The sequence below is a fragment of the Micromonospora chalcea genome (assembly GCF_028768405.1).
In the GTDB taxonomy this organism is placed as follows: domain Bacteria; phylum Actinomycetota; class Actinomycetes; order Mycobacteriales; family Micromonosporaceae; genus Micromonospora; species Micromonospora chalcea.
The window spans coordinates 160,633-184,812 of the sequence record NZ_CP118233.1 but is presented as its reverse complement, the minus strand read 5'-3'; the positions used below and the strand labels follow the sequence as shown (position 1 = coordinate 184,812).

21 protein-coding genes and 1 pseudogene are annotated in these 24,180 nt (G+C 71.6%); 5 read left to right on the top strand and 17 right to left on the bottom strand.

Annotation, left to right across the window (positions count from 1 at the left end):
• Positions 1–10: 10 nt before the first annotated feature.
• The 3 genes from PVK74_RS00815 to PVK74_RS00805 are packed head-to-tail and all read right to left on the bottom strand — an operon-like array spanning position 11 to position 1,850.
• Entirely contained in the window at positions 11–697 is a 687-nt protein-coding gene (locus PVK74_RS00815) for an ABC transporter permease (RefSeq protein ID WP_274477926.1), read from the bottom strand.
• Positions 694–1,515, bottom strand: coding sequence for an ATP-binding cassette domain-containing protein (locus tag PVK74_RS00810; protein WP_174533404.1), 822 nt, complete (start codon positions 1,513–1,515; stop codon positions 694–696). The genes PVK74_RS00815 and PVK74_RS00810 overlap by 4 nt, the downstream gene beginning before the upstream one ends.
• Complete coding sequence (locus PVK74_RS00805) at positions 1,512–1,850, bottom strand: PadR family transcriptional regulator (protein ID WP_174533405.1); 339 nt, start codon at positions 1,848–1,850, stop codon at positions 1,512–1,514. Before PVK74_RS00805 ends, PVK74_RS00810 begins: the two co-directional genes overlap by 4 nt.
• 136 nt (positions 1,851–1,986) lie before the next feature.
• Between PVK74_RS00805 and PVK74_RS00800 the strand changes: the two genes are divergently transcribed.
• Positions 1,987–2,832 carry a hypothetical protein gene (locus tag PVK74_RS00800; protein ID WP_274477925.1) on the top strand — a complete coding sequence of 282 codons (846 nt, stop codon included), beginning with the start codon at positions 1,987–1,989 and terminating at the stop codon, positions 2,830–2,832.
• Between the two features lie 56 nt (positions 2,833–2,888).
• Here PVK74_RS00800 and PVK74_RS00795 read toward each other — a convergent pair whose 3' ends face one another.
• The 5 genes from PVK74_RS00795 to PVK74_RS00775 are packed head-to-tail and all read right to left on the bottom strand — an operon-like array spanning position 2,889 to position 8,521.
• The gene (locus tag PVK74_RS00795; RefSeq protein WP_420800543.1) at positions 2,889–4,025 is read right to left on the bottom strand and encodes an acyl-CoA dehydrogenase family protein; all 1,137 of its coding nucleotides are present in this window, start codon (positions 4,023–4,025) and stop codon (positions 2,889–2,891) included.
• A 38-nt stretch (positions 4,026–4,063) separates the two neighbouring features.
• Positions 4,064–5,011 (bottom strand): hydroxyacid dehydrogenase, encoded by a 948-nt coding sequence (locus PVK74_RS00790; protein WP_064447416.1) that lies wholly within the window; start codon positions 5,009–5,011, stop codon positions 4,064–4,066.
• Positions 5,012–5,019: 8 nt separating this feature from the next.
• Positions 5,020–6,447 (bottom strand): aldehyde dehydrogenase family protein, encoded by a 1,428-nt coding sequence (locus PVK74_RS00785; RefSeq protein WP_274477923.1) that lies wholly within the window; start codon positions 6,445–6,447, stop codon positions 5,020–5,022.
• Positions 6,448–6,449: 2 nt separating this feature from the next.
• The gene (locus PVK74_RS00780; RefSeq protein WP_043325187.1) at positions 6,450–7,487 is read right to left on the bottom strand and encodes an ABC transporter ATP-binding protein; all 1,038 of its coding nucleotides are present in this window, start codon (positions 7,485–7,487) and stop codon (positions 6,450–6,452) included.
• Positions 7,487–8,521 carry an ABC transporter ATP-binding protein gene (locus PVK74_RS00775; RefSeq protein WP_274477922.1) on the bottom strand — a complete coding sequence of 345 codons (1,035 nt, stop codon included), beginning with the start codon at positions 8,519–8,521 and terminating at the stop codon, positions 7,487–7,489. The genes PVK74_RS00780 and PVK74_RS00775 overlap by 1 nt, the downstream gene beginning before the upstream one ends.
• Before the next feature lie 120 nt (positions 8,522–8,641).
• On the opposite strand from PVK74_RS00775, the gene PVK74_RS00770 reads away from it, so the two are divergent.
• From PVK74_RS00770 to PVK74_RS00755, 4 genes and pseudogenes are all read left to right on the top strand, one after another.
• A complete protein-coding gene (locus tag PVK74_RS00770) occupies positions 8,642–9,172 on the top strand; it encodes an Lrp/AsnC family transcriptional regulator (protein WP_030499629.1) in 531 nt (176 codons plus the stop codon).
• 79 nt (positions 9,173–9,251) lie between these two features.
• A complete protein-coding gene (gene nikB, locus PVK74_RS00765; protein WP_197494923.1) occupies positions 9,252–10,139 on the top strand; it encodes a nickel ABC transporter permease in 888 nt (295 codons plus the stop codon).
• Positions 10,129–11,034 (top strand): ABC transporter permease, encoded by a 906-nt coding sequence (locus tag PVK74_RS00760; RefSeq protein ID WP_274477921.1) that lies wholly within the window; start codon positions 10,129–10,131, stop codon positions 11,032–11,034. Before nikB ends, PVK74_RS00760 begins: the two co-directional genes overlap by 11 nt.
• Positions 11,035–11,070: 36 nt before the next feature.
• Positions 11,071–13,255 (top strand): annotated as a pseudogene (locus tag PVK74_RS00755) (thiamine pyrophosphate-dependent enzyme).
• A gap of 63 nt (positions 13,256–13,318) precedes the next feature.
• On the opposite strand, the gene PVK74_RS00750 reads toward PVK74_RS00755, so the two are convergent.
• From PVK74_RS00750 to PVK74_RS00710, 9 genes are all read right to left on the bottom strand, one after another.
• Complete coding sequence (locus tag PVK74_RS00750) at positions 13,319–14,299, bottom strand: D-2-hydroxyacid dehydrogenase (protein WP_064447412.1); 981 nt, start codon at positions 14,297–14,299, stop codon at positions 13,319–13,321.
• The gene (locus tag PVK74_RS00745; RefSeq protein WP_018786431.1) at positions 14,296–14,496 is read right to left on the bottom strand and encodes a tautomerase family protein; all 201 of its coding nucleotides are present in this window, start codon (positions 14,494–14,496) and stop codon (positions 14,296–14,298) included. The genes PVK74_RS00750 and PVK74_RS00745 overlap by 4 nt, the downstream gene beginning before the upstream one ends.
• 1 nt (position 14,497) lies before the next feature.
• Positions 14,498–15,364, bottom strand: a complete 867-nt coding sequence (locus tag PVK74_RS00740) for a tetratricopeptide repeat protein (RefSeq protein ID WP_043325191.1) — start codon at positions 15,362–15,364, stop codon at positions 14,498–14,500.
• Positions 15,365–15,428: 64 nt separating this feature from the next.
• Positions 15,429–17,042 carry an ABC transporter substrate-binding protein gene (locus PVK74_RS00735; protein WP_158559980.1) on the bottom strand — a complete coding sequence of 538 codons (1,614 nt, stop codon included), beginning with the start codon at positions 17,040–17,042 and terminating at the stop codon, positions 15,429–15,431.
• A 31-nt stretch (positions 17,043–17,073) separates the two neighbouring features.
• Positions 17,074–18,129 (bottom strand): dipeptidase, encoded by a 1,056-nt coding sequence (locus PVK74_RS00730; RefSeq protein WP_274477920.1) that lies wholly within the window; start codon positions 18,127–18,129, stop codon positions 17,074–17,076.
• 283 nt (positions 18,130–18,412) lie between these two features.
• Complete coding sequence (locus PVK74_RS00725) at positions 18,413–19,840, bottom strand: NAD-dependent succinate-semialdehyde dehydrogenase (protein ID WP_274477919.1); 1,428 nt, start codon at positions 19,838–19,840, stop codon at positions 18,413–18,415.
• A complete protein-coding gene (locus PVK74_RS00720) occupies positions 19,837–21,114 on the bottom strand; it encodes an iron-containing alcohol dehydrogenase (protein ID WP_274477918.1) in 1,278 nt (425 codons plus the stop codon). The genes PVK74_RS00725 and PVK74_RS00720 overlap by 4 nt, the downstream gene beginning before the upstream one ends.
• Complete coding sequence (locus tag PVK74_RS00715; RefSeq protein ID WP_274477917.1) at positions 21,107–21,880, bottom strand: SDR family NAD(P)-dependent oxidoreductase; 774 nt, start codon at positions 21,878–21,880, stop codon at positions 21,107–21,109. Before PVK74_RS00715 ends, PVK74_RS00720 begins: the two co-directional genes overlap by 8 nt.
• Before the next feature lie 179 nt (positions 21,881–22,059).
• Positions 22,060–24,075 (bottom strand): nuclear transport factor 2 family protein, encoded by a 2,016-nt coding sequence (locus tag PVK74_RS00710; protein ID WP_274477916.1) that lies wholly within the window; start codon positions 24,073–24,075, stop codon positions 22,060–22,062.
• Positions 24,076–24,180: the final 105 nt, after the last annotated feature.

Genomic DNA, 24,180 nt, shown 5'->3' with positions numbered 1-24,180 from the left:
GGCGCGGGGGTCAGGTGGCCAGGCGCAGGTGCCGGCGCTGCCGCAGTCGCACCGCGGCGGCCACCACGACCAGCACCGTGAGCGCGACAGCGAAGACCAGCCCGTGGGTCAGGCCCCGGGTGAGGTAGCCGCCGTCGGTGTGGTCGACGGCGTACGTGGCGAGCTCGCGGCTGAACCAGAACGGCAGCGCCCGGGTGGCGCTGCCCGCCGGGTCCATCACCATCTGGAGACCGACCACCGTCAGCAGCACCAGCGTGCCCTCCAGCTCGCGCGGCAGCACGGCGCTCAGCAGCAGGCCGAACGGCGCCGACACGAACACGGTCAGCACCATGATCAGCGCGATCGCGCCGTACCGGACGTCGCGCTGGTCGGCCAGGACGAGCAGGAAGTACGGCGTGGACAGCAGCACGCCGACGGTCCAGAGCGCGAGCAGCCGGCCGAGCACCAGGTGCCGGCTGCCGTAGCCGGAGAGCCGCAGGCGGGGTTCCATGCCCCGCGCCGCGCTGCCCGCGAACAGCGCGGCGGTGCTGAGCGCCCAGCCCAGGCCGAGGCAGACGAAGCGGATCGACTGCCCGAGAAAGTCGCCGCGGCGGCTCAGGTAGAAGGCCAGCGGCATCAACAGCAGGATGACCAGCACGGTACGGCGGCGCAGCAGCTCGCGCAGGGCGGCCTCGGCCACCACGAGGGTCCGGCTCATGCGTTCCGCTCCCCGGAAAGGTCGAGCACGACGTCGACGCGGTCGAGCTGGTTGAGCAGGTGGGTGACGACCACGACGGCCTTGCCGGCGTCGCGCCACCGCCACACCTCGTGCCAGAAGTCGAGGTAGGTGCCCCTGTCGAACCCCTGGTAGGGCTCGTCGAGCAGCAGCACGTCCGGCTCGCCGAGCCGGGCCAGCACCAGGTTGAGCTTCTGCCGCGTGCCGCCGGAGAGGTGCCGCGCCTGGGTGCGCCGCGGCGGCGTCCACTCCAGGCCGGCCGCCTCCGCGCGCCCGGCCCGCCGCGCCGCCGTGCGGCCCAGCCCTCGGCCGGCGCCGATCAGCACGAAGTGCTCGTCGGGACTGAGGAACTCGGCGGTGCCGCCGTCCTGCGGGCAGTAGCCGAGTGTGCCGTGCACGTCGACGGTGCCCGCGTCCGGGCTCAGCAGGCCGGCGCAGATCCGCAGGAACGTGCTCTTGCCGGCGCCGTTGGCGCCGACCACCGCCGCGATCTCGCCCGCCCGGACGGTGAGGTCGACCCGGTCCAGGACGGTCCGCCCCCGGTAGCGCTTCGTGATGCCCCGCGCGGCGAGCCGCACCGGTCCGGGCTGGCGGCGCGGCGGACGCACGTCGGGGCCGCCGAGGCTGTCGACCACCGCCTGGGCGTACGTCTGCGGCGCGCCGAAGACCCGCAGGGGCGGTTCCCCGCTGTCGAGCAGGTGGGTGGCCGCCTCGGCGACGACGTGACCGGTCAGGTCGGGCCCCACCCCGTGCCGGCGCAGCTCGCCGGTGAGGGCGGCGAGCCAGAGGTCGTGGTTCACCGCTTCGGCTCCTCGCTCAGTATCGTGCCGACGCTCGACGCGAAGGCGCTCCAGTCGTTCGCGGCCGCCCGCAACGCCGCGCTGCCCTCCGGGCTGATCCGGTAGTACTTGCGCGCGGGGCCGGTTCCGCCCTCCCGCCAGTGGGCGGTGAGCAGGCCGGAGCGCTGCAACCGCAACAGCACCGGGTAGAGGGTGCCGCCCTGTACCGCGCCCAGCCCGTGGGCGCGCAGCGCCTGGGACAGCTCGTAGCCGTAGGACTCGCCCCGGCTCAGCAGCGCGAGCACGCAGAGGTCGAGCACTCCGCGCAGCCACTGCGCCCGCCGTTCCTGGTTCATCCCGCTCCTGACGCGACGTTCACACCGGACGACGGTAGCGCCGCCATCTAGGTAGCGCAACCATCTAGTACGGGCATCCCCGGGCGGCGGATCCTGATAAGTTGCGCGCTCGCACGGGTTCGACGGGGGAATGCGCATGTCCGACACGGGGGCCGGATCGGATCAGGGAGCGGCGGGGGACGCGGAGCCACCCGCAGTGGTGGCGTGGTCGGCCCCGCCGTACGGGCCGTACCCTCCGCCCGGTCCGCCGTCGACCGGCCGCAACCGCGGTCTGGTCATTGCCGTCGCGGCGCTGAGCGTGCTGCTGCTGGTGGCGTGCTCGGGCCTGATCGGCGGCGCGTTCCTGCTGGGTTCCTCACCACGCGAGGTGGCCGAGCCGGAGCCGGCCGCGCCGCCGGTGGCGCCCTGGCGGTCGTCCGGCGCGACGCCAACTCCGGGTGCGACGGCGAGCGTGGAGCCCTCGACGCGCGGGCCGCAGCCCAGCGACTTCCCGGCGGCGCAGATCTCCGACCTGAACGACGTGTGCGACGGCGTCCTCTACTTCCCGCAGTCGCCGAAGCGCGCCGGGGCGGCGCCGCACCCGGTGGCGCTGCTCGTCGGCACCGACACGGGCACGGGCCGCCGCCACGACCAGGTCTACTACTACGACGAGGGCCTGTCGAAGCGGGTGGAGCGGACATGGGCGTCGGAGGACCCGAAGGCCGTGCAGATGGTCGCCTGCCTGGACCGCACCAGCACCGGCGCGACGATCCGCAAGTGCCGCTACGACGACCCGAAGCCGGACACGCTGACGCTGCTCAAGGCCACCTACCGCCTGCGGGTGTACGAGGTGGCGACCGGCCGCCGGCTGCTGGACAAGACCATGGGCGGCGACGACCAGCAGTGCCCGTATGTGGTTCTGTACGGACCGGACAAGAAGATCTATGCCGAGGTCAGCCACCGGTCGCTGCTGTCCGCGCTGCGCAACCTGGTCAAGCGGTAGGCCGCGTGCCCGGCCCGATCACGGGCCGGGCACGCGGTCACCGGTGGCCCGGCCGGTCAGCGGAAGGCCGCGTGACCGGTGAGCGTCTGCCCGATGATGAGCTGGTGCACCTCGGAGGTGCCCTCGTAGGTGAGCACCGACTCCAGGTTGTTCGCGTGCCGCAGCACCGGGTAGTCGAGCGTGATGCCGGCCGCGCCGAGGATCGTCCGGCACTCGCGGGCGATGGCGATGGCCTCCCGCACGCTGTTGAGCTTGCCCAGGCTGATCTGCCGGTGGTCCAGCGTGCCGGCGTCCTTCAGGGCGCCGATCTGCATCGCCAGCAGCATCCCCTTGCCCAGTTCCAGCGCCATGTCGGCGAGCTTGAGCTGGGTGGCCTGGTACGCGGCGAGCGGCTTGTCGAAGATCTGCCGGCTGCGGGCGTACGCGACGGTGGTCTGCAGGCAGTCGTGCGCGGCGCCGAGCGCGCCGAAGACGATGCCGAAGCGGGCCTCGTTGAGGCAGGTCAGCGGCCCGGACAGGCCGGCCGCGCCGGGCAGCATCGCGTCGGCGGGCAGCCGGACGTCGTCGAGGACCAGCTCTGAGGTCACCGACGCGCGCAGGGAGAGTTTGCGGGTGATCTCCGGCGCGGTGAACCCGGGCGTGCCGGCCGGTACGACGAAGCCGCGGATGCCCTCGTCGGTACGCGCCCAGACGACGGCGACGTCCGCGACCGAACCGTTGGTGATCCACATCTTGGTGCCGTTGAGCACCCAGTCGCCGCCGTCGCGGCGGGCCCGGGTGAGCATGCCGGCCGGGTCCGAACCGAAGTCCGGTTCGGTCAGCCCGAAGCAGCCGATCGCGTCACCGGCGGCCATCCGGGGCAGCCACTCGCGCTTCTGCTCCTCGGAGCCGAACCGCCAGATCGCGTACATGGCCAGCGAGCCCTGCACCGAGACCAGGGACCGCAGGCCCGAGTCGCCCGCCTCCAGTTCGAAGCAGGCCAGGCCGTACGCGACGGCCGAGGTGCCGGCGCAGCCGTAGCCCTCCAGGTGCATCCCGAGCACGCCGAGTTCACCGAGTTCCCGGGCCAGTTCCCGTACCGGCAGCCGGCCCGCCTCGTACCAGCCGGCGATCTCGGGCCGGATCCGCCGGTCCACGAAGCCGCGCACGGCGGCCTGGAGTTCCCGGGTGTCGTCGTCGACGAGCGTGTCCACACCGAAGTAGTCGAGGGCGGACGCGGGGACGGTCAGTGTCACGTACGGGTTCCTTCCAGGTGGGCGAGGACGCCGCGCGCCACGGCGACGGCCATCGCGTCGAGCGCGTCGGTGGTCATCGCCGCCATGTGCGGGGTGGCGAGGACGCGGGGGTGGTGCAGCATCGGGTCGTCGGCGGCGGGCGGTTCGGGCGCGAACACGTCGACCGCGTAGCCGCGCAGCCGGCCGGCGTCGAGCGCGGCGAGCACCGCCGCGCCGTCGACCACGCCGGCCCGCGCGGTGTTGACGAGCAGCGCGTGCGGCCGCATCCGGGCCAGGGCGGCGGCGCCGATCAGGCCGGTGGTCTGCGGCGTCTGGGGCACGTGCAGGCTGACCACGTCCGATTCGGCGAGCAGCCGGTCCAGGTCCACCAGGTGTACGCCGTCCGGCGGCTCGGTGACCGCCACGTCGTACCCGAGGACCGTCATGCCCATCCCGCGGGCGCGGGCGGCGACGCCCCGGCCGATCGCGCCGAGGCCGACGAGTCCCAGCGTGCGGCCGGTGAGCATGGTGCCGGTCAGTCCGGCGGCGACGACCGAGCCGGGCAGTGACCGGCCGGGCGGGAAGCCGCCGGCGGCAAGCGTGGTCACGGCGGGGGTGAGCTGCCGGGCGAGCGCGAGCGCGGCCAGCACGACGAACTCGGCCACCGACTCGGCGTTGGCGCCGGGCGTGCCGACGACGGGGACGCCGAGCCGTTGCGCGGCGGCCAGATCGATGCCGTCCAGCCCGGCGCCGTGCCGGCCGACGACCTTGAGCCGGGGCGCGGCCTCCAGCATCGCGGCGGTCACCGGTGAGGAGCGCACCACGAGCGCGTCGGCGGTGGCGAGCGGCCCGGCGGCGAGCGCGGCGGGGTCGGTGAGGTGGGCGACGCGTACCTCACCGGCGGCGTGCAGCAGCCGCATCCCGGCCTCGGCGATGGGCTCGGTGAGCAGGATCTGCGGGGACATTGCCGTCCTTACCAGCCGGTGTAGCAGGTCACCGGCACGCTGTAGAAGTCGCGGGCGTAGCCGCCCTGCTCGCGGGGGCCGTGGTTGGACGCCCCGGTGCCGCCGAACGGCAGGTGCAGTTCGGTGCCGGCGGTGGGCAGGTTGACGGTGACGATGCCGGCGCGGGCGTCGCGCTTGAACCGTTCGGCAGCAGACAGGGAGGTGGTGACGATCCCGGCGGACAGCCCGTAGTCGGTGTCGTTCGCCAGCTCGATCGCCTCGTCGAGGTTCTCGGCGCGGATCACGCAGGACACCGGGCCGAAGATCTCCTCCCGGGCCACCCGCATGTCGTTGTGCGCGCCGACGAGCAGGGTGGGCCGCATGAACTGCCCGTCGTGCGTACCGCCGGCCGCCACCGCCGCGCCCTCGTCGCGTCCGATCCGGACGTAGTCGAGGTTCTGGTCGAGCTGGCCGGCGCTGACCACCGGGCCGAGCTGGCTGTCCGGGTCGAGCGGGTCGCCGACCCGCAGCGCCTGCGTCGCCTCGGCCAGCGCCGCGACGAACCGGTCGTGGATGCCGGCCGTCACGATCAGCCGGCTGGACGCGGTGCAGCGCTGGCCGGTGCTGAAGAAGCTGCCGTCCAGCGCGCAGCGCACCGCCACGTCCAGGTCGGCGTCGTCGCAGATTACGAGCGGGTTCTTGCCGCCCATCTCCAGCTGGAACCGCTTGTTGCCGTGAGCGATGCAGCGCTGGGCGACGTGCGCGCCGGTGCGGGTGCCGCCGGTGAACGAGATGCCGTCGAGGCCGTCGCTGGTGAGCAGTTCCTCCCCGACCACCGAGCCGGCGCCGACGACCAGGTTGAACACGCCGGGCGGGACACCGGCGTCGGCGATGATCCGGGCGAGCTCCCCGGCGCTGGCGGGTACCAGCTCGGCGGGTTTGAGCACGACGGTGTTGCCGTACGCGAGCGCCGGTGCGACCTTCCACGCCGGAATCGCCAGCGGGTAGTTCCACGGCGTGATGATCCCGACCGCGCCCAGTGGACGGCGGCGGACCTCGGCGTGCACGTTCGGGCGGGTGGAGGCGTAGACCTCACCGGTGGGCTGGAGCAGCTGGTGGGCGTAGTAGCGGAACGTCTGGCCGGCGCGGACGACCTCGCCGCGGGCCTCGGCGAGCAGCTTGCCCTCCTCGCGGGCGAGCAGCGTGGCGAGGTCGTCGGCGCGGTCCAGGATGGTGGCGCCGATGCGGTCCAGCATCCGCATCCGGTCGCCGACGGGCAGCTTCGCCCATCCGGGACCGGCCCGGCGGGCCGCTTCGACCGCCGCGCGGGCGGTGTCCCGGTCGGCGACCGCGTACTCGCTGACGACCTCGCCGGGGCGGGCCGGGTTGAGGTTCGGCCGGCGTTCGCCGTCGACCCACTCGCCGTCGACCAGGTTGCGGTGGTACGGAACGGACACGTCTACCGCCCCGCGCCGGCGGCGGCGAGCGGCTCGCCCCGCGGGTCGGTGTTCTCCGGGAAGTGGCAGGCGACCTGGTGCCCGGCGCCGGTGAGCTTCGGCGTCTCGGTCGCGCAGATGTCCTGCGCCTTCCAGCAGCGGGTCCGGAAGCGGCAGCCGGACGGCGGGTTCAGCGGGCTGGGCACGTCACCGCTGAGGATCACCCGCCGGCGCTCGGTCTCGACCAGGGGGTCGGGGATCGGCACCGCCGAGAGCAGGGCCTGGGTGTACGGGTGGCGCGGCCGGTCGTACATGTCCTCGCACTCCCCCACCTCGACGACCGAGCCGAGGTACATCACCGCGATGCGGTCGCAGAGGTGCCGGACGACGGCCAGGTCGTGGGCGATGAACATCATGGTCAGGCCCAGTTCCTCCTGGAGTTCCTCCAGGAGGTTGACGATCTGCGCCTGCACCGAGACGTCGAGCGCGGAGACCGGCTCGTCGGCGACGATGAACTGCGGGTTGCTGACCAGGGCGCGCGCGATGCCCACGCGCTGGCGCTGGCCACCGGAGAACTCGTGCGGGTACCTGTCGTGCCACTTCTCGCTGAGCCCGACCATCTGCATGGTCTGCAGCGCCTTGGCCCGCCGCCCGGCCGCCGGCAGGTCGGAGTGCACGAGCAGCGGCTCCTCGATCAGCTCGCCGACGGTCATCCGGGGGTTCAGCGAGGCGAACGGGTCCTGGAAGATCATCTGCATCTGCCGGCGCATGGCCCGCATCCGCCGCCGGTCCAGCGTGGTCAGTTCGGTGCCGTCGAACGTGACGGTGCCCTGGCTGGGCTTGAGCAGCTGGAGAATGGCGCGGCCGGTGGTGGACTTGCCGCAGCCGGATTCACCGACCACGCCGATGATCTCGCCGCGCCGGACGTCGAGGTCCACGCCGGAGACCGCGCGCAGCCGGGCCGGCAGCATCGAGCCGCGTACCGGCACCTTGAAGTCGACGGCCAGGTCACGCACGCGCAGCAGCGGGTCGGGGGCGGTGTCGGGGGCAGGGGTCGTCATCAGCGCACCTCCGCGCTCTGCTCGGCGAAGCGGTCCTCGGTGGTCAGCCAGCCGCCCTGGTCCGCCGGGCGCATGCCCCAGCAGCGGGTGAGCTGGTCGCGGGCCGGGACGGTGGTCAGGCCGGGCGCCTGGTCCTGGCAGACATCGCGGGCGTGGACGCAGCGCGGCGCGAAGCGGCAGCCGGGTGGGATCTCCGACAGCTCCGGCGGGCGGCCGGCGATCGGGCGCAGCTTGCCGCCGCGGGCCTGGTCGAGGCGGGGCACCGAGCCGAGCAGACCCCAGGTGTACGGCATCTGCGGCTGGTGGAACAGGTCGACGGTCCCGGCGCGCTCGACGATCTGGCCGGCGTACATGACGTTGACGCGTTCGGCCATGCCGGCGACCACGCCGAGGTCGTGCGTGATGAACAGGACCGCGGTGCGCGTCTCCAGGGCCAGTTCCCGCAGCAGGTCCAGCACCTGCGCCTGGATGGTGACGTCGAGCGCGGTGGTGATCTCGTCGGCGAGGATCAGCCGCGGCCGGCAGGAGAGCGCCATGGCGATCATGACGCGCTGGCGCATGCCGCCGGAGAGCTGGTGCGGGTACGAGCTGAGCCGGGTCTCCGCCGCCGGGATCCGCACCATGTCCAGCAGCTCGACCGCCCGCTTGCGCGCGGCCCGGCGGCTCATCCCGAGGTGCAGTTCCAGCGCCTCGGTCATCTGCCGGCCCACGGTCAGCACCGGGTTCAGCGAGGTCATCGGATCCTGGAAGATCATCGAGATGCCCTTGCCGCGCACCGCGCGCAGGTCCCGTGCGGACAGTTTCAGCAGGTCCCGCCCCTCGAAGAGCACCTGGCCACCGGTCACCTGGCCGGCCGGCGGCACGATCAGCCCCATGATGGACTGAGCGGTCGCCGACTTTCCGCAGCCGGACTCGCCGACGAGGGCGACCATCTCCCCTGCGTCGACAGTGAACGACACCCCGTCCACCGCCGTCACCGAGCCCCGCGCGCCGCGGAATTCGGTGCGCAGGTCCCGGACCTCCAACAAGGCCATCGATCCCCCTGAGTTAGACTCCCGAACGCCACCATTCGTCATCCGGGAGTGTTGCACAGACGATGTTCGTCGTCTAGGCTCCCGGCAGCGACGAATTCCGTCACTAAGAGTTGGAGCGAGATGGCATCCAAGAGCTCGATCGAGAAAGATCGCAGCATCATCCGGGAGCTCGTTCAGGATCCACGGCAGACGAACGTCGCGCTGGCGGCGAAGGTCGGCCTCTCCGAGGGATCCGTACGACGCCGGGTGGAACGACTTGTCACCGAGGGTCAGCTGCAGTTCGCCGCGATTCCCAGCGCCGCCTTCATGGGGCGGCCGGTGCACACGCTGTTCGAGATCCAGAGCGCTCCGGGTGCCACAGAAAGGCTCATCGACAAGCTCGCCGGGATGCCGGAGATCGCGTACGTCTACCACGTGACCGGCCAGTTCGACATCATCGCCGTCGGCTACTTCGCCTCCAGCAACGCCATGCGGCGGTTCTGGACGGAGCGGCTGGGCAACCTCGACGGGGTGATGGAGAGCCGGTCGGTGATGGTGCTACGGGTCGCCAAGCGCGCGCACGAATGGGCGCGCGACATCGCCGTCACGGGGGACGAGGAAGCCGGCTGGGACGCGGAAGCCGACCCCGGCACACCCGGCGCTGACACCTGACCGACCGGAGAAACCCGCAATGCTGCGCATCACGTTGACCCGTCTCTTATCGGTTATTCCAGTCCTTTTCGGGATCTCGGTGATCTCATTCCTGGTCATCCGCATGATCCCCGGCGACGTGATCAGCTCGATCATGGGTCAGGACTTCGGCGACCCCGCGATCGAGGCGGAGATGCGCCGCTACTTCGGGCTCGACATGCCCGTGTACGAGCAGTTCCTGAGGTGGCTCGGCGCCCTGGTCCAGGGCGACTTCGGCACCTCGATGCGCACCGGCCAGCCGGTGCTCGAAGAGATCATGCAGCGCCTTCCGTCCACGCTGCTGCTGGCCGTGTCGGCGCTGCTGGTCTCGATCCTCATCTCCATCCCGCTCGGCGTGCTCAGCGCCACCAAGCGCAACGGGCTGCTGGACGCCACCACCCGGGTCGGCTCGCTGGTCGGGCTGTCGCTGCCGAACTTCTGGCTCGGCATCCTGCTGGTGTACGTCTTCTCGGTGTCGCTGGGCTGGCTGCCGTCCCAGGGCGCGGGTGAGGGTGAGGGCTTCTGGGGCACCCTGAAGCACCTCATCCTCCCCGCCGTGACGCTCGGCTCCAGCCTCGCCGCGATCAGCATGCGGATGACCCGCTCCAGCATGCTGGAGGTGCTCAACCAGGACTACGTACGCACCGCCCGGTCCAAGGGCCTCGGCGAGCGCGTGGTCATGACCCGGCACGCGCTGCGCAACTCGCTGATCCCGGTCGTGACGGTGCTGGGCATCCAGGCCGGCGCGCTGCTGGGCGGCACCGTCATCGTCGAGCAGGTGTTCGCCTGGCCGGGCCTGGGGACGATGGTCATCCGCGGCATCTCCCAGCGCGACTACCCGGTCGTCCAGGGCACCCTGCTCTTCCTGGCCTTCTTCTACGTCGTCGTCAACTTCCTCGTAGACCTCATCTACACCTACCTGGATCCGAGGTTGCGCAGTGGTCACTGACACCGCCCCCGACCGCCGCCCCGCCGAGGCGGCGTCCACTCGCCGGACCCCCCGCAGCCTGGAGTTGCTACGCCTGATCTGGCGCGACCGGGTGGGCGCCATCGGCCTGGTCATCGTGGTGCTGATGGTCGGCGCGGCGGCGCTGGCCCCGCTCATCGCCCCGTACGACCCGACCGCCATGTCCAACCAGCGGCTCGCCGCGCCCGGCGGCGACTTCCTGCTCGGCGCCGACGAGGCCGGCCGCGACCTGCTCAGCCGCGCCCTGTACGGCGCACGCACCTCGCTGACGGTCAGCCTGATCGTGGTGACCTGCGCGGGCGCGATCGGCGTCCTGCTCGGACTGCTCGCCGGCTTCTACCGGGGCTTCCTCGACGCGATCATCACCCCGGCCACCGACATCATGTTCGCCTTCCCCACGTTGCTGCTCGCGCTGGCGGTCGTCGCCGCCCGGGGCCCCGGCACCGAGAACCTGATCCTGGCCCTGATCCTCGTGTTCATCCCGAGCTTCGCCCGGGTCGTACGCGGCACGGCGATGTCGGTGCGCCGCGAGCCGTACGTGGAGTCCGGCCAGGCGGTCGGGCTCACCAACGCCCGGCTGATCTTCAAGTACATCCTGCCCAACTCGGTCGCCCCGATCGCGGTGCAGTTCACCACGAGCCTGGCCACCGCCATCCTGGTCGAGGCGTCCCTGGGATACCTCGGGCTCGGCGTGCAGCCGCCCCAGCCGTCCTGGGGGTCGATGCTCTCCAGCGGCAAGGCGTTCATGGAGATGTCGATCTGGCCGTCGGTCGTCCCCGGCGTCTGCATCATGATCGCGGTGCTGGGCTTCAACCTGCTGGGCGACACCCTCCGCGACGTGCTCGACCCGCGACTGCGCGGCCGTTCCAGCCGCTGACCCCTCGCACCCCCGACAAGGAGCAACGTGGAAACCATCGACGAACACCTGGTTCGTCAACTGTCAGAATGGTCGGCGGGCGCGCGGCGCCCCCGACCCGTCGCCGGACGTCGAGATCGACGCCGGCCTGCTGCTCGACTACTTCGACGCCCAGATCCAGAGCCGCCACCTCGACCTCGCGTTGCGCTGGCTGCAGTCGAAACGGGAGGGCTTCTACACGATCGGATCCAGCGGCCACGAGAGCAACGCCGCCGTCGCGCTGGCGCTGCGCCCGACCGATCCGGCGCTGCTGCACTACCGGTCCGGCGGCTTCTACGCCGCCCGGGCCGGGCAGGTCCCCGGCTCCACCCCGATCACCGACGTGCTGCACTCCGCCGCCGCGTCCCGGCGGGACCCGATCTCCGGCGGCCGGCACAAGGTGTTCGGGCACCGGGCGCTGAACGTCATCCCGCAGACCTCGACGATCGCCTCGCACCTGCCCCGCGCGATGGGCATGGCGTTCGCGCTGGAGCGGGGCGTCGGCGACACCGGTTACCCGGCCGACGCGGTGGTGGTGTGCAGCTTCGGCGACGCCTCGGCCAACCACTCCACCGCGGCGGGCGCGCTGAACGCCGTCGGGTGGGCCGCCCACCAGGGGCTCGGGATGCCGGTGCTGTTCGTCTGCGAGGACAACGGCATCGGCATCAGCACCCGGTCCCCGCACGGCTGGGTGGACCGGATGCTGTCCGCGCTACCAGCCCTGGACTACACCGCCGTCGACGGCGCCGATCCCGCGCGGCTGCTCGCCGTCGCGGGCGAGGTGGCCGATCGGGTACGCGCCGGACGCCGCCCTGCCGTGCTGCACCTGCGCACGGTCCGGTTCATGGGCCACGCCGGTTCCGACGCCGAGCTGGCGTACCGGTCCCGGTCGGAGATCCTCGCCGACTACGCCCGCGACCCGCTGCTGGCCACGGCGGCGGTGCTGGCCCGGCGCGGCATCCTCGCCCCGGCCGAGAGTCTGGCCCGCTACGAGCAGACCCGCAAGCTGGTCATGGACCAGGCCGAGGCGATGCTCGGGCGGGTCGAGCGGCTGCCCGACGCGGCTGCGGTGACCGCTCCGCTGACCGAACGCCGGACCGACCGGGTCAGCGCGGCCGCCGGACGGGCCGGCGCCGGACGGGAGAAGGTGTTCGGCGGCCGGCTCCCCGAGTCGCGCGGACCGCTCACGCTCGCCCAGTCGGTCAACGCCGCGCTGCACGACGCGCTGCTCACCTGGCCGCAGGCGCAGGTCTTCGGCGAGGACGTGGCGCGCAAGGGCGGCGTCTACGGCGCCACCCGCGGGCTGCGCAAGGCATTCGGCGCGAACCGCGTGTTCGACACGCTGCTGGACGAGCAGACCATCCTCGGGGTGGCGCTCGGCGGCGCGCTGGCCGGCACGCTGCCGATCCCGGAGATCCAGTACCTCGCCTACCTGCACAACGCCGAGGACCAGCTGCGCGGCGAGGCCGCCTCGCTGCGGTTCTTCTCCGACGGGCAGTACGGCAACGGCATGGTGGTCCGGATCGCCGGGCTGGCGTACCAGAAGGGGTTCGGCGGGCACTTCCACAACGACAACTCGGTGGCGGTGCTGCGGGACATCCCCGGCCTGGCGCTGGCTGTCGCCTCCCACCCGGCCACCGCGCCGGCGCTGCTGCGGCAGTGCCTCGCGCTGGCCGAGCAGGAGAAGCGGGTCTGCGTGTTCCTGGAGCCGATCGCGCTCTACCACACCCGTGACCTGCACAGCGACGGCGACGGCGGCTGGCTGGCCCGGTACGCCCCGCCGGACGAGTGGGCGGCCACCGAGACGCCGCTCGGACAGGTCCGGACCGTACGCGACGGCGACGACCTGGCGCTCGTCACGTTCGGCAACGGCGTGCCGATGAGCCTGCGGGTGGCCGAGACGCTGGCCGCCGAGCGGGGTGCCGGCACCCGCGTCGTGGACCTGCAGTGGCTCGCGCCGCTGCCGGCCGCGAGCATGCTCGCCGCGCTCGACGGCGTACCCCGGGTGCTGGTGGTGGACGAGACCCGGGCCGGCGGCGGCGTCTCCGAGGCGGTGGTGGCCGCCCTGGTCGACGCCGGTTACCCGGGGCGGATCTCCCGCGTCAACAGCGTCGACAGCTACGTCCCGCTGGGCCCGGCGGCCGACCACGTCCTGCTCGGTGAGCACGACGTGCTGACTGCGGCCCGCGCGCTGCTCGACTGACGTACGGCACGACGAAGGCGGCCCACCGGATCGATCCGGTGGGCCGCCTCTCGTTCGGCCGCCTCAGTACCCCAGGTCGGGCTGCCGCTTCAGGCCGGCCAGCTGCTCGCCGGCCAGGTAACGCTCCAGGTTGACGCAGAAGTCGGCGTAGAGCCGCTGGAGGTTGCCGGTGCCGCGGAACGACGTGTGCGGGGTGATGGTGGTGTTCGGCAGGTCCCACAGCCGGTGGTCGGCCGGCAGCGGCTCCTCCTCGAACACGTCCAGCACCGCGCCGGCGATCCGGCCGGACCGCATCGCGTCGACCAGGGCGTCCTCCACCACGAGAGCGCCCCGCCCGACGTTCACCAGCACCGCCGACTCCTTCATCGCCGCGAAGTGCTCGGCGTCGAAGAAGTAGCGGTTCTCGGTGGTCAGCGGCATGGCCAGGACCACCGAGTCGGCCTCCGGCAGCACGGCCATGTGCTCGGCGTACGGGATCACCCGGTCGAAGCCCTCGGCCGGAGTGCCGGAGCGGTTCACCCCGATCACGTCGACGCCGAGCGCGCGGGCCCGCCAGGCCACCTCGCCGCCGATGCCGCCGGTGCCGAAGACGAGCATCGTGCTGCCGATGAAGTCCCGGCCGGTGATCCGCACCCACTCCCGGCGCTCCTGCGCCTCCCGGTGCTCCGGGAACGCGCGGAAGCGCATCAGCACCGCGCCGATGGCGTACTCGGCGATCGGCACGTTGTAGGAGTTGGGCGACCGGGTGTAGAGCAGCCCCTCGGCGAGGCGGCGCTGCATCAGCTCGCCGCCCACCCAGTCGAACCCGGCCGCGGTGATCTGCACCCACCGCAGCCGGTCGCACTTGGCCAGCAGCTCGTCGAAGGTGTCCTCGTTCATCGCGCTGCGCAGGATCACCTCGGCGTCGAGCCACTCGTCGCGTACCGGCTCACCGTCCGGTACCGGGCTGAACCGGCACTGCGGGAACCGCTCCCGCAGCTGCGGGAGCAGGTCCGACAGGTTGGGCGTGAGCAGGATGTGCGGTCCCGCGGCGGCGCCGGTCACGAGGACTCCTGCGCACGCTTCCGGTTGTTGTACGTCACGCCGCCCTTGGCCCAGTTGTCGTACGACACCTCGTAGAGCAGGACGTGGGTGTTCTCGCGCGGCGAGCCGTACTTGACCAGCACGTCGGTCAGGTCGGCGATCATCGCTTCCTTGGTGGCCTGGTCCCGCTTGCCGATCTCGGCACGGATGATTGCCATCTCAGTTCTCCTTGCTCGTGGTCGCGAAGTCCGGGTTGCGCTCGTACTCGGCCTTGACGGCCAGGTACGCGAAGGCGTGCGTGACGCGGGTCTTCAGCACCCCGTCGAACACCTCACGCGCCTTGTCGACGTCACCGTTGTAGTAGTGCCAGTTACCGAGGCCGTACCCCTGGGTGACGGTCTTGAGGCTGTTGCCGTCGCACATCGCCCACAGCTCGTCCGGGCCGATCTCGCCGGTGTAGAGCTTCATCCGGCCCTCGTAGCCGACCAGGTGCGGCTCGTCGACCAGGTCGACAGTGCGGAACCGGTCGAGCACCTCCTCGGCCTCGGCGGTCCGGCCGAGGCGCCGCAGCGCCATGTACTGCCAGTCTTGCGACGCGACCAGGCCCTCCTGGTGCCGGGACGCCTTCTCCGACTCGGCGAAGCTGGGCAGGCAGCCCTCCAGGTCACCGGCGAGGTACTGGGCGACGCCCAGGTGGTACCAGACGGAGGCGTGCAGCGTGGTGTTGTAGCGGCCGAGGATCTCCGGGTTCGCGGCGGCGTCGGTGTCGCTGAGGTGCTGCGGGCGCACGTCCTCGGGCCGGCCGAGGATCAGGCTGACGACGTCCTTCTCCACCTCCGGCTGGTACATCTCGTACTCGTCCTCGACGCCGGCGAGCTGGTCGGCGGCGGCGCGCAGGTCCGCGATCGCGCCGGCGTAGTCACTGATGGAGATCCGCCGGTGGCCGCGGAAACGCAGCAGGCGAGGGCTGTCCGGTTCCAGTTCGAGCGCCTCGGTGAGCAGCGCCACGGACTCCTCGTGCTTGCCCAGGTAGCCCTTCAGCCGGGCGGCGATGACGTAGCGATGGGTCAGGGGTACGGCCGTCATGGATTGCCTTTCGTCGCGGTGCGGCGGAGGGGACGCCGTGGGCCGGCGTCCCCTCCGCGACTCGTCAGCGGTCGAGCCAGAGGTGCCGGTAGAAGCGGTAGGTCGGCGTGGGGTCACCCCGGTAACCCATGACGTCCTTCTGCACGACGTCGAAGTCGGCGTTCAGGAAGGTCATGGCCACCGGGCCCCGCTCGGCCAGGATCTTCTCGGCCTGCTGGTAGAGCTGGGCGCGCTTGTCCTTGTCCAGCTCGGAGCGGGCCTTGACGATCAGGTCCTCGTACTCCGGGTCGGACCAGTTGCCGTAGTTCAGGCCGCCGCCCTTGAGGAAGCTGGCGGTGAACCGCTCGTCCGGGTCGTAGGTCAGGCCGAAGCCGGACTGGTACATGTCGAAGTCCCCGGACTTCGTCTTGGTGTCGGCGATGGTGGACTCGACCGACTCCAGCGTCACCTTGATGCCGATCTTGGCGAGCTGCTGCTGCTCCACCTCCGCCGAGCGCACCTGGAACGCCGAGGTGGCGATCACCATGAGCTTGGCGTCGAAGCCGTTCGGGTAACCCGCCTCGGCCAGCAGCGCCTTGGCCTTCTCGATGTCGGGCTTGCCGTACACCGGCTCCTTCAGCGCGCCGAAGCGGTCCGGCGGCAGGTAGCCGGCGTTGAGCGCGGTGCCGAAGCCGGAGTTGGCGACGTTCAGGATCTCCTGCCGGTCCAGCGCCAGGTAGATGGCCTGCCGGACCTTGACGTTGTCGTACGGCGCCTTCGAGGTGTTCAGCCGCAGGTGCAGCGACAGCGAGCCGGAGCCGCCGTACCACTTGAGCTTCTCGTCGCGCTTGAGCGCGTCGATGAACTCCGGCGCGGGCCGCCACAGGAAGTCGACGGTGCCGCTGCGCACGGCGGCGGCGCGGGCGTTGTCGTCCGGGTTGAACGTGAAGTCCAGCCCGTCCAGGTACGGAACCCCGGACTCCCAGTACTTGTCGTGCTTGTCCAGCTTGATGGCCTGGCCGGTGGTCCGGGCGGCGAGCTTGAACGGCCCGCTGCCGCCGTCGACGCTGCCGTTGAGGTCGCCCTGCTTCTCGACCACGGTCCGGTCGACGATCGACGACGCGGCGGTGGACAGCAGGGTCAGGATGGCGGCGTTGGGCTTGGCCAGCTTCATCACGACGGTGCGCTCGTCGGGCGCCTCGACCGAGGTGATGCCCTCGTAGCTGCGGGCGCGCGGCGCCCGGGTGGCCGGGTCCTTGATCCGCTCGATCGAGTACTTCACGTCGGCGGCGGTCACCTTGCGGCCGCTGTGGAAGTACGCGTTGTCGCGCAGCTTGAACGTCACGGTCTGGCCGTCCGCGCTCAGCTCCCACGACTCGGCGATCGCCGGCTTGATCTCGCCCCGGTACGACTGCACGAGCGACTCGTAGATCTGCTCGTTGATGACGAAGGCCGAGGTCTCCGACATCCGGTGCGGGTCGAGTTCGTTGGCGTCCAGCCGGATCATGATCCGCAGGCGGCCACCGGACTTCGGCGTGCCGGCTGCCTGCGTCTCGTCCTCGAGCTTGACGTTGCTGGTGAGGCCGTCGCTGGCGTTGCCACCGGACTTGCCCGACGGCGGCTCGCCGCCTCCGCAGCCGGCCGCGAGCGTCGTCACGACGCCCACCGCCAGCGCTCTCATCAGAATTCGGGTACGCATCAGTCTCCTTGGCAGTGTCACGATTAGCGCTTCATCGCGCGGCCGGCTTCCATGCCTCCCCATAGACCCGAAGCCAGTTGCCGCCGAGGATCTTGATCACGTCCTCCGGCGAGAATCCGCCGGCCAGAAGCGCCTCGGTGATGTTGGGGAAGTCCGCGGCGTCGTCCATGCCGATCGCCCGGCGCTCCTCCCATCCGAAGTCACCGAGCAGGTTCTGGTGCTCCTTCGAGTTCGCCTGCGCGATGCTCTTGAGCTGCGCGATCCGCATCTCCTCGGTCCACGTCTCGTCGTAGTCGGTGGCGACGGCGACGTGGTCGACGCCGGCCACCTCCACCACACGGCAGACGTGCTCCACGAAGCGGGTCAGGTCCGGACGACGGGACGGGTCCTCCGGGTGGTACAGGAACCCCGACAGGGTGGTGATGCCCATGACGCCGCCCTGCTCGGCGAGGCGCCGCAGGTATCCGTCCGACTTGGCGCGGATGTGCGGCGACAGCGCGTCGCAGAAGGCGTGCGTGACGACGACCGGCTTGTCCGAGGCGTCCATCGCGTCCAGGCCGGTGCGCTCGCCGCTGTGCGAGACGTCGACCAGCACGCCCAGCTCGTTCATCGCCTTGACGAAGGCGCGGCCCCGGTGCGTCAGCCCCGAGTCGGTGTCCTCGCCGCAGCCCGCGCCGAGCAGGTTCTGCCGCTGGTAGGTCAGCTGAAGGATGCGGACGCCCAGGTCGTGGAACGTGCCGAGCAGGTCGAGGTCACCCCCGATCATCTCGGTGTCCTGCGGGCCGAGGATGACGGCCTCCTTGCCCTCGGCCTTGGCCCGGTGGATGTCGTCCACGGTCAGGGCGAGCAGCACCTCGTCCGGGTGCGCGTCGATCCACCTGCGGCAGCGGTTGACCTCGCGCAGGGCGGTGACGGTGTCCGCGTACGGCCGGGTGACCGTGTGGTTGACCGCGGTGACGCCTCCTCGCCGGATCCGGTCGAGGTGGGCGTCGCTCAGCTCGATGACCGTGCTTCCGTCCACCACTGTTGCGGCGGCGTGCAGGTTGGCGGCGGAACGAACGGGTTGGGCGGTGGCGGCAGTCTTCACGTCATCTCCAGATCATCGGAAGATGCCGAGACTCTACGAGCCACGCCAGTTGTTGTCCATGAAATCTCAGCAACTCGTCGGTAGATAGCTTTGAACCGACGAATTTCGTCGTTATAGCTCTAGCAAACCGATCGAGGGTGCCCGTCCGGCGCGAATCCGCCATAGCGCGAGAAAACCCTTATGGAAGACAAATGCGGCATGGTGCACAGTGGACCGGCGCGGGTCACACCGGACACGAGAAGCGCCCGGCCGGAGCCGGGCGCTTCGTCGAGAGGTTCGACCTTCACGCGGTGAGCGCGATGTACTTCTCCTCCAGGAACTCCAGGATGCCCTCGGAGCCGCCCTCCCGGCCGAGGCCGCTCTGCTTGACCCCGCCGAACGGGGCGGCCGGGTCGCTGACGACGCCCCGGTTCACGGCCACCATCCCGGCTTCCAGACGCCGGGCGACGGCCATCGCCTCCCGCTCCTCACCGAAGACGTACGCCATCAGGCCGTAGACGGTGTCGTTCGCCATCTCGACCGCGTCGTCGACGTGGTCGAAGCGGATCACCGCGGTGACCGGCCCGAAGATCTCGGTCGTGGTGATGGTGGAGCCGTGCACCACACCGGTCAGCAGCGTCGCGTCGTAGAACGCGCCGCGGCCCGGAGACCGTCCGCCGCGCACCACGGTGGCCCCCTGCGCGACGGCGGTCCGGACCAGGTCCGCCACCTTGTCCCGCTCGGCAACCGAGACGAGCGCGCCCAGGTCGTTCGCCCGGTCGAGCCCCGGCCCGACCGACACCGCGGCGAGGGCGGCGTCCATCCGGGCGACGAACTCGTCGTGCACCGAGGAATGGACGTAGAAGCGGTTGGCCGCGGTGCAGGCGGACCCGCCGTTGCGCATCTTGGCCAGCAGAGCGCCCTCCACGGCGGTGTCCAGGTCCGCGCTCGGCAGCACGATGAGCGGGGCGTTGCCACCGAGCTCCATCGACGTGCTGACCACGCTGTCCGCGCAGGCGTGCAGCAGCTCACGGCCGACCTCGGTGGAGCCGGTGAAGGAGAGCTTGCGGACCTCGGGACGGTCGATCATCCGCTTCACCAGCGGGCCGGTCGGCACCGGAGTGACCAGGTTGACCACGCCACGCGGCACGCCGGCACGGCGCAGGACCTCCACGACGTAGGCGGCGGTCAGCGGCGTCTCCCGCGCGGGCTTGAGGATGGTCGTGCACCCGGCCGCCAGCGCCGGGCCGAGCTTGCGCGTGGCCATCGCGGCCGGGAAGTTCCACGGCGTGACCAGCAGGGACACGCCGACGGGTTGCCGGTCCACGACGATCCGCTTGTCCCCCGCCGGGGAGAGGCGGTAGTCGCCCGGCACCCGGACGGCCTCCTCGGCGAACCAGCGGAAGAACTCCTTGGCGTAGTTGGCCTCGCCGATCGCGTCCGCCCACGACTTGCCGTTCTCCCGCACCATCAGCTCGGCGAAGACCTCCACCTCGTCGGTGAGGATCTCGTACGCCCGGCGCAGCAGCTCACTGCGCTCGCGCGGCGCGGTCGCGGCCCAGGCGGGCTGGGCCGCCGCCGCGGCGTCCACGGCCGCCATGCAGTCCTGCTCCGTCGCGACGGCGAACCGGGCGATGGTGGAGAGGTCGGCGGGGTCGGTCACGCCGAACCGGCGGCCGTCGGAGCCGGGCCGCCACTGCCCGTCGATGAAGAGGTCCGCGAGCAGGTTCACCTGAGACTCCCATTCGCCAGGGCGCCGTCGTGGGCGCGTTCCAGGATGTCGAGCAGCAGCTCGCGGGACGGGTCCACCGGCGCGGCCGCGATCAGCCGGGTGGACCTGAGCCCCAGCTCGGCGATCTGCGGAAGCTGGCTGCGCGTCAGCCCGATCTCGGCGAGCGTGCGCGGCACGCCGATCTCCTGGTTGATCTCGACCACCCGGGCGAGCGTCCGCGCCGCGGAGGCGTCCGCGGCCGGGACCGCTTCGAGCGCCGCGCCGAGCGCCGCGAGCCGCTCGGCGACCGCCGGCTGCGCCGTCAGCGTGTCGATGACGTACGGGAGCATCAGCCCGGTGCCGAGCCCGTGCGGAGTCTTGGTGAGCGCGCCGATCGGGTACTGCAAGGCGTGGCACAGGTGGGTGCCGGTCGCGCCGAACGCCATCCCGCCGAGCAGCGAGCCCAGCGCCACCTCGTGCCGTGCCCGCCGGTCGCCGGGCCGGTGGACCGCGACCGGCAGCCAGGGGCCCAGACGCGCCGCCGCCTGCAACGCGACCGACTCACTCAGCACGTTGCGTCCGGTGAACACCGGGAGCACGCCCGACCAGTCGAGGTCGACCGGCCGGGCCGTGAACGACTCGACCGCGTGCACCAGCGCGTCGATGCCGGACCAGGCGGTCACCGTCGCGGGTGTCCCGAGCGTGAACTCCGGGTCGACCACGGCGGCCGACGGCACCAGAAAAGGGCTGGAGATGCCCACCTTGAGCTCGCGGTCGGGGTCGGACACGACCGCGACGGGTGTCACCTCCGACCCGGTGCCCGCGGTCGTCGGCACCGCCACCAGCGGCACGATCGGCCCGGGCACGAGGTTCTCGCCGTAGTAGCGGTGCGCCGGCCCGCCGTAGGCCGACAGCAGCGCGATCAGTTTGGCGGCGTCGAGCGCGCTGCCGCCGCCGATCGCCAGGACCACCTCCGCGCGGTAGTCGCGGGCGGTCGCGACCGCGGCGTCGAGGGTGTCGACCGGGAGTTCCGGCGTGATGTCGGAGTGGACCAGCACGTCCAGCCCGGCCCCGGTCAGGGCGTCCACCGTCTCGCGGAAGATCGGCGTCCGCACCAGGAACGGGTCGACCACGGCGAGTACGCGCCGGCCGTGCACCCGGACGACCTCCGGCAGGTGCCGGCGGGCGCCGTACCCGAAGTGGATCCGTGGCGGAAGGCGGAGCGTGCCGACGGCGGCGGAGCGGAGGTCGTCGCCGTCGCCGGTCGGCGCGGTCACCGCGGTCTCGTCAGGCACTGAAGCCACCGTCCACCGGGAGCACCGCCCCGCTGATGTGGCTGGCCCGGTCGCTCAGCAGGAACGACGCGGTCGCGCCGACCTCCGTCCCGGTGCCCGCCTTGCGCAGTGGGGTCGCCGCGATCCGGGCCTCGACGCCGCCGGGAATCGCCAGCCGGGTCTGGGCCAGCATCGGCGTCTCGGTAGGGCCGGGCGCGATCACGTTCACCCGGATCCCGAGCGGGCCGAAGTCGTGCGCGGCGGTGCGGGTCAGCCCGATGACCGCGTGCTTGGTCGCCTGGTACGCGCCCAGGCCGGAGCTGCCGCGCAGTCCGCCGATGCTGCTCACGTTGACGATCGAGCCGGCGCCCCGGCCGAGCATGACCCGCACCTGCTCGCGGACGCACAACCAGGTGCCCTTGACGTTCACCGCCATGATCCGGTCGAAGTCCTCCTCGGGGACCTGGTCCAGGCGGCCGCCCTGTGTCATCGCGGCGTTGTTGAAGGCGCCGTCGAGCCGGCCGAACCGCTCGACGGTCCGGTCCACGACGCGGGCGACGTCGCGGGCGACGGAGATGTCGCCCGCGACGTGGTCGACGTCGTGCCCGGCCGAGGCGAGTTCCAGGGCGATCTTCTCCAGTGGCCCCTCGGAGCGGGCGACGAGCATCAGCGAGGCGCCGTCGGCGGCGAACACCCGGGCGGCGTCGGCGCCGATGCCCGCGCTGGCGCCGACGACGAGGACGACCTTGCCCGCCAACGGGAGAGGGCGGTTCTGCGGGTCCGGCATGGCTTCTCTATCCCTCTTCTCGACGGCTGCCGGTGAGCAGCAAATGTTCGGATAGCGCAACCGAAGTTCATATTACGGAGCGCGGTCTCGTGTGTCCACAGGCGTCGTGACGGCGGAGCGCCCCTCCCGACCGGAGTCGGAAGAGGCGCTCCCCCACTGACGGCGCGGTGTCGCCCGGGTCAGCCCAGGTCCACTCCGTCGACCTGCGGGCCGAGCGGCGGCTGCTGCCAGCCGTGCTCGGTCATCCGCCAGTCCGGCCGCACCTCGCACGGCGCGCACTGCGGCCAGTAGAACTGCGGCTCGCGCCCGCTGACCGGGTTCTTGTAGTGGAACCACATCGGCACGATCCCGGGCCACGCGATGTAACCGGGGGAACCGCCCTGGAACCCGCGCGAGCGCTCACCCATGCTGCTGAGCAGCACGTCCGGCGGGTACCGGGTCACCAGCGTGCTGGGCGCCGGGTCCGGCAGCTCCGGGTTGCGCGGGTTCGCCGCGGCCCAGCCGCCGGCCCAGTTCGTCGACTGCCAGTAGAACTCGTCGATGGTCAGGCTCCAGATGCGCCAGATGCCGTTCTCGAGCACGAACTCGTCGTTGTACATCGCGCCGTTGAACGCGCCGGCGCTGGTCCTCGACGTCCGCGGCTGGAGCAGGCGGGCGCGCATCGTCGCCGACCGTCCGTCCTCGGACACGAGGATCACCGGTTGCGGCCGCCAGTGGTACGAGATGCTGGCGCGCATCGTCGACGGGTTGGTTCCGTAGACCGTCACCCCGGCCTGCCGGATCCGCTCCGGGCCCTGGAAGTAGCCGGCGAACGGCGACAGCTTGTGGCCGAACTCGGCGTGGATCTGCGCCATGTCGTAGATCCGGAGGTCGTCCAGGTAGGCGGTGTACGCCATCGAGACGTTCTCCGCCCCGTCGAACGCCAGCGACCGGGCCAGCCGGCGGTCGAGGTCGGTCAGGTTCCGGTTCGACGACGCCGCGCCGCCGGCGTTCTTCTGGCTGCGCGCCTGCACGTCGAGGAAGGCCGGCACCCGGGTCGGCGCCGGCGCGATGCCGCCGTCACCCCAGCCGGTGGAGTACGGGGCGATCACCAGCGGCGTGATGTTCATGTCCTTGAGCTTCCACAGCCCGCCCTGCTTGACGAAGTGGTTGTGGAACACGGAGATCTCCCACGACGCCTCGCGGGTGTTGGCGTCGCCGACCATGGCGAACTCGATGCCCCGGGCGGTCGCCTGCGTGCCGCTGGTGTGCACGTCGACGATCGTGTCGAACTGGATACGCTCGTTGAGGATGCCCTGGCTGAGGTTCTCCGGGCCCATGCGCTCCATCGCCTGGCGGACGCCGGCGGCGCCCCGGAACGTGCCCACGTTGTCGATGGTCACCGTGGCGCCGTTGGCGAACAGGTCGACCACGTCGGACCACATCCGCCGGTCGACGTAGTAGCCGTAGGCGTGCTGGAGGTTGCGGACCGAGTCCTCGCTGTTGAGCTTGTCGATGCGGGCCGCCACCTTGTTGACGGTCGTGCCGGCCGGCGGCGCCGGACCGACCGGCTCCGGGATCGGCACGCCCGCCTCGTCCGGAGTGAAGTGGTACGGGACGATCGGCAGCAGCTCGAGGTCCTTGTTGCGCCAGCCGGTGGCGTAGTCCCCCTCGTACTGCGGGTAGTAGTGCAGCAGGGAGATCCGCCAGCGGCCGTTCTCGAACACGTACTCGTTCTCGTAGATGCCGCCCTCGATCCGGGCCGCGCCCGCGCCGTCACCGAGGAAGCGGAAGCCGTTCCAGCGCGCCTTCGCGGACAGGCCGTCGACGGAGAGGTTCACCAGCGGCTGGTCGACGATCACGGTGTGCAGGGATCCCGGGTTGATGCCGTTCATCGCGCCGGCGTCGGCCTCCAGCCAGTCGCGGATCGCGGCGCGGCCGGTGACCGTCTCGTCGCCCCAGCGGAAGGTCGCGTTGGCGCTGAACAGCGCCGCCATGTCCGACCATCTGCCGTACTGCGCCAGGTGCGCGTACGTGCGCTGCACGTCCTTGACCTCGCGCAGCGACTCGACGCGGACCAGGTCCCGGGCGAGGGAGTTCAGGGTGATCGTCGGGGTGGTGGCCGCGGCCGGGGGCGCCTGGAGGGCGACCATGCCGGCGGCGACCAGCAGCAGTGCGGAGGCTGTCGCGGTCAGCCGTCTTGTCAGACGTCTCATCTTCACATCCCTGTCCGTTGCTGGCGTATGTGGAATCCCCGTGGTCGGCGGGCGGCCGTGGAGGTCACGACCGGAGGCAGTTGCCGGAAACGTACGGGACATGTT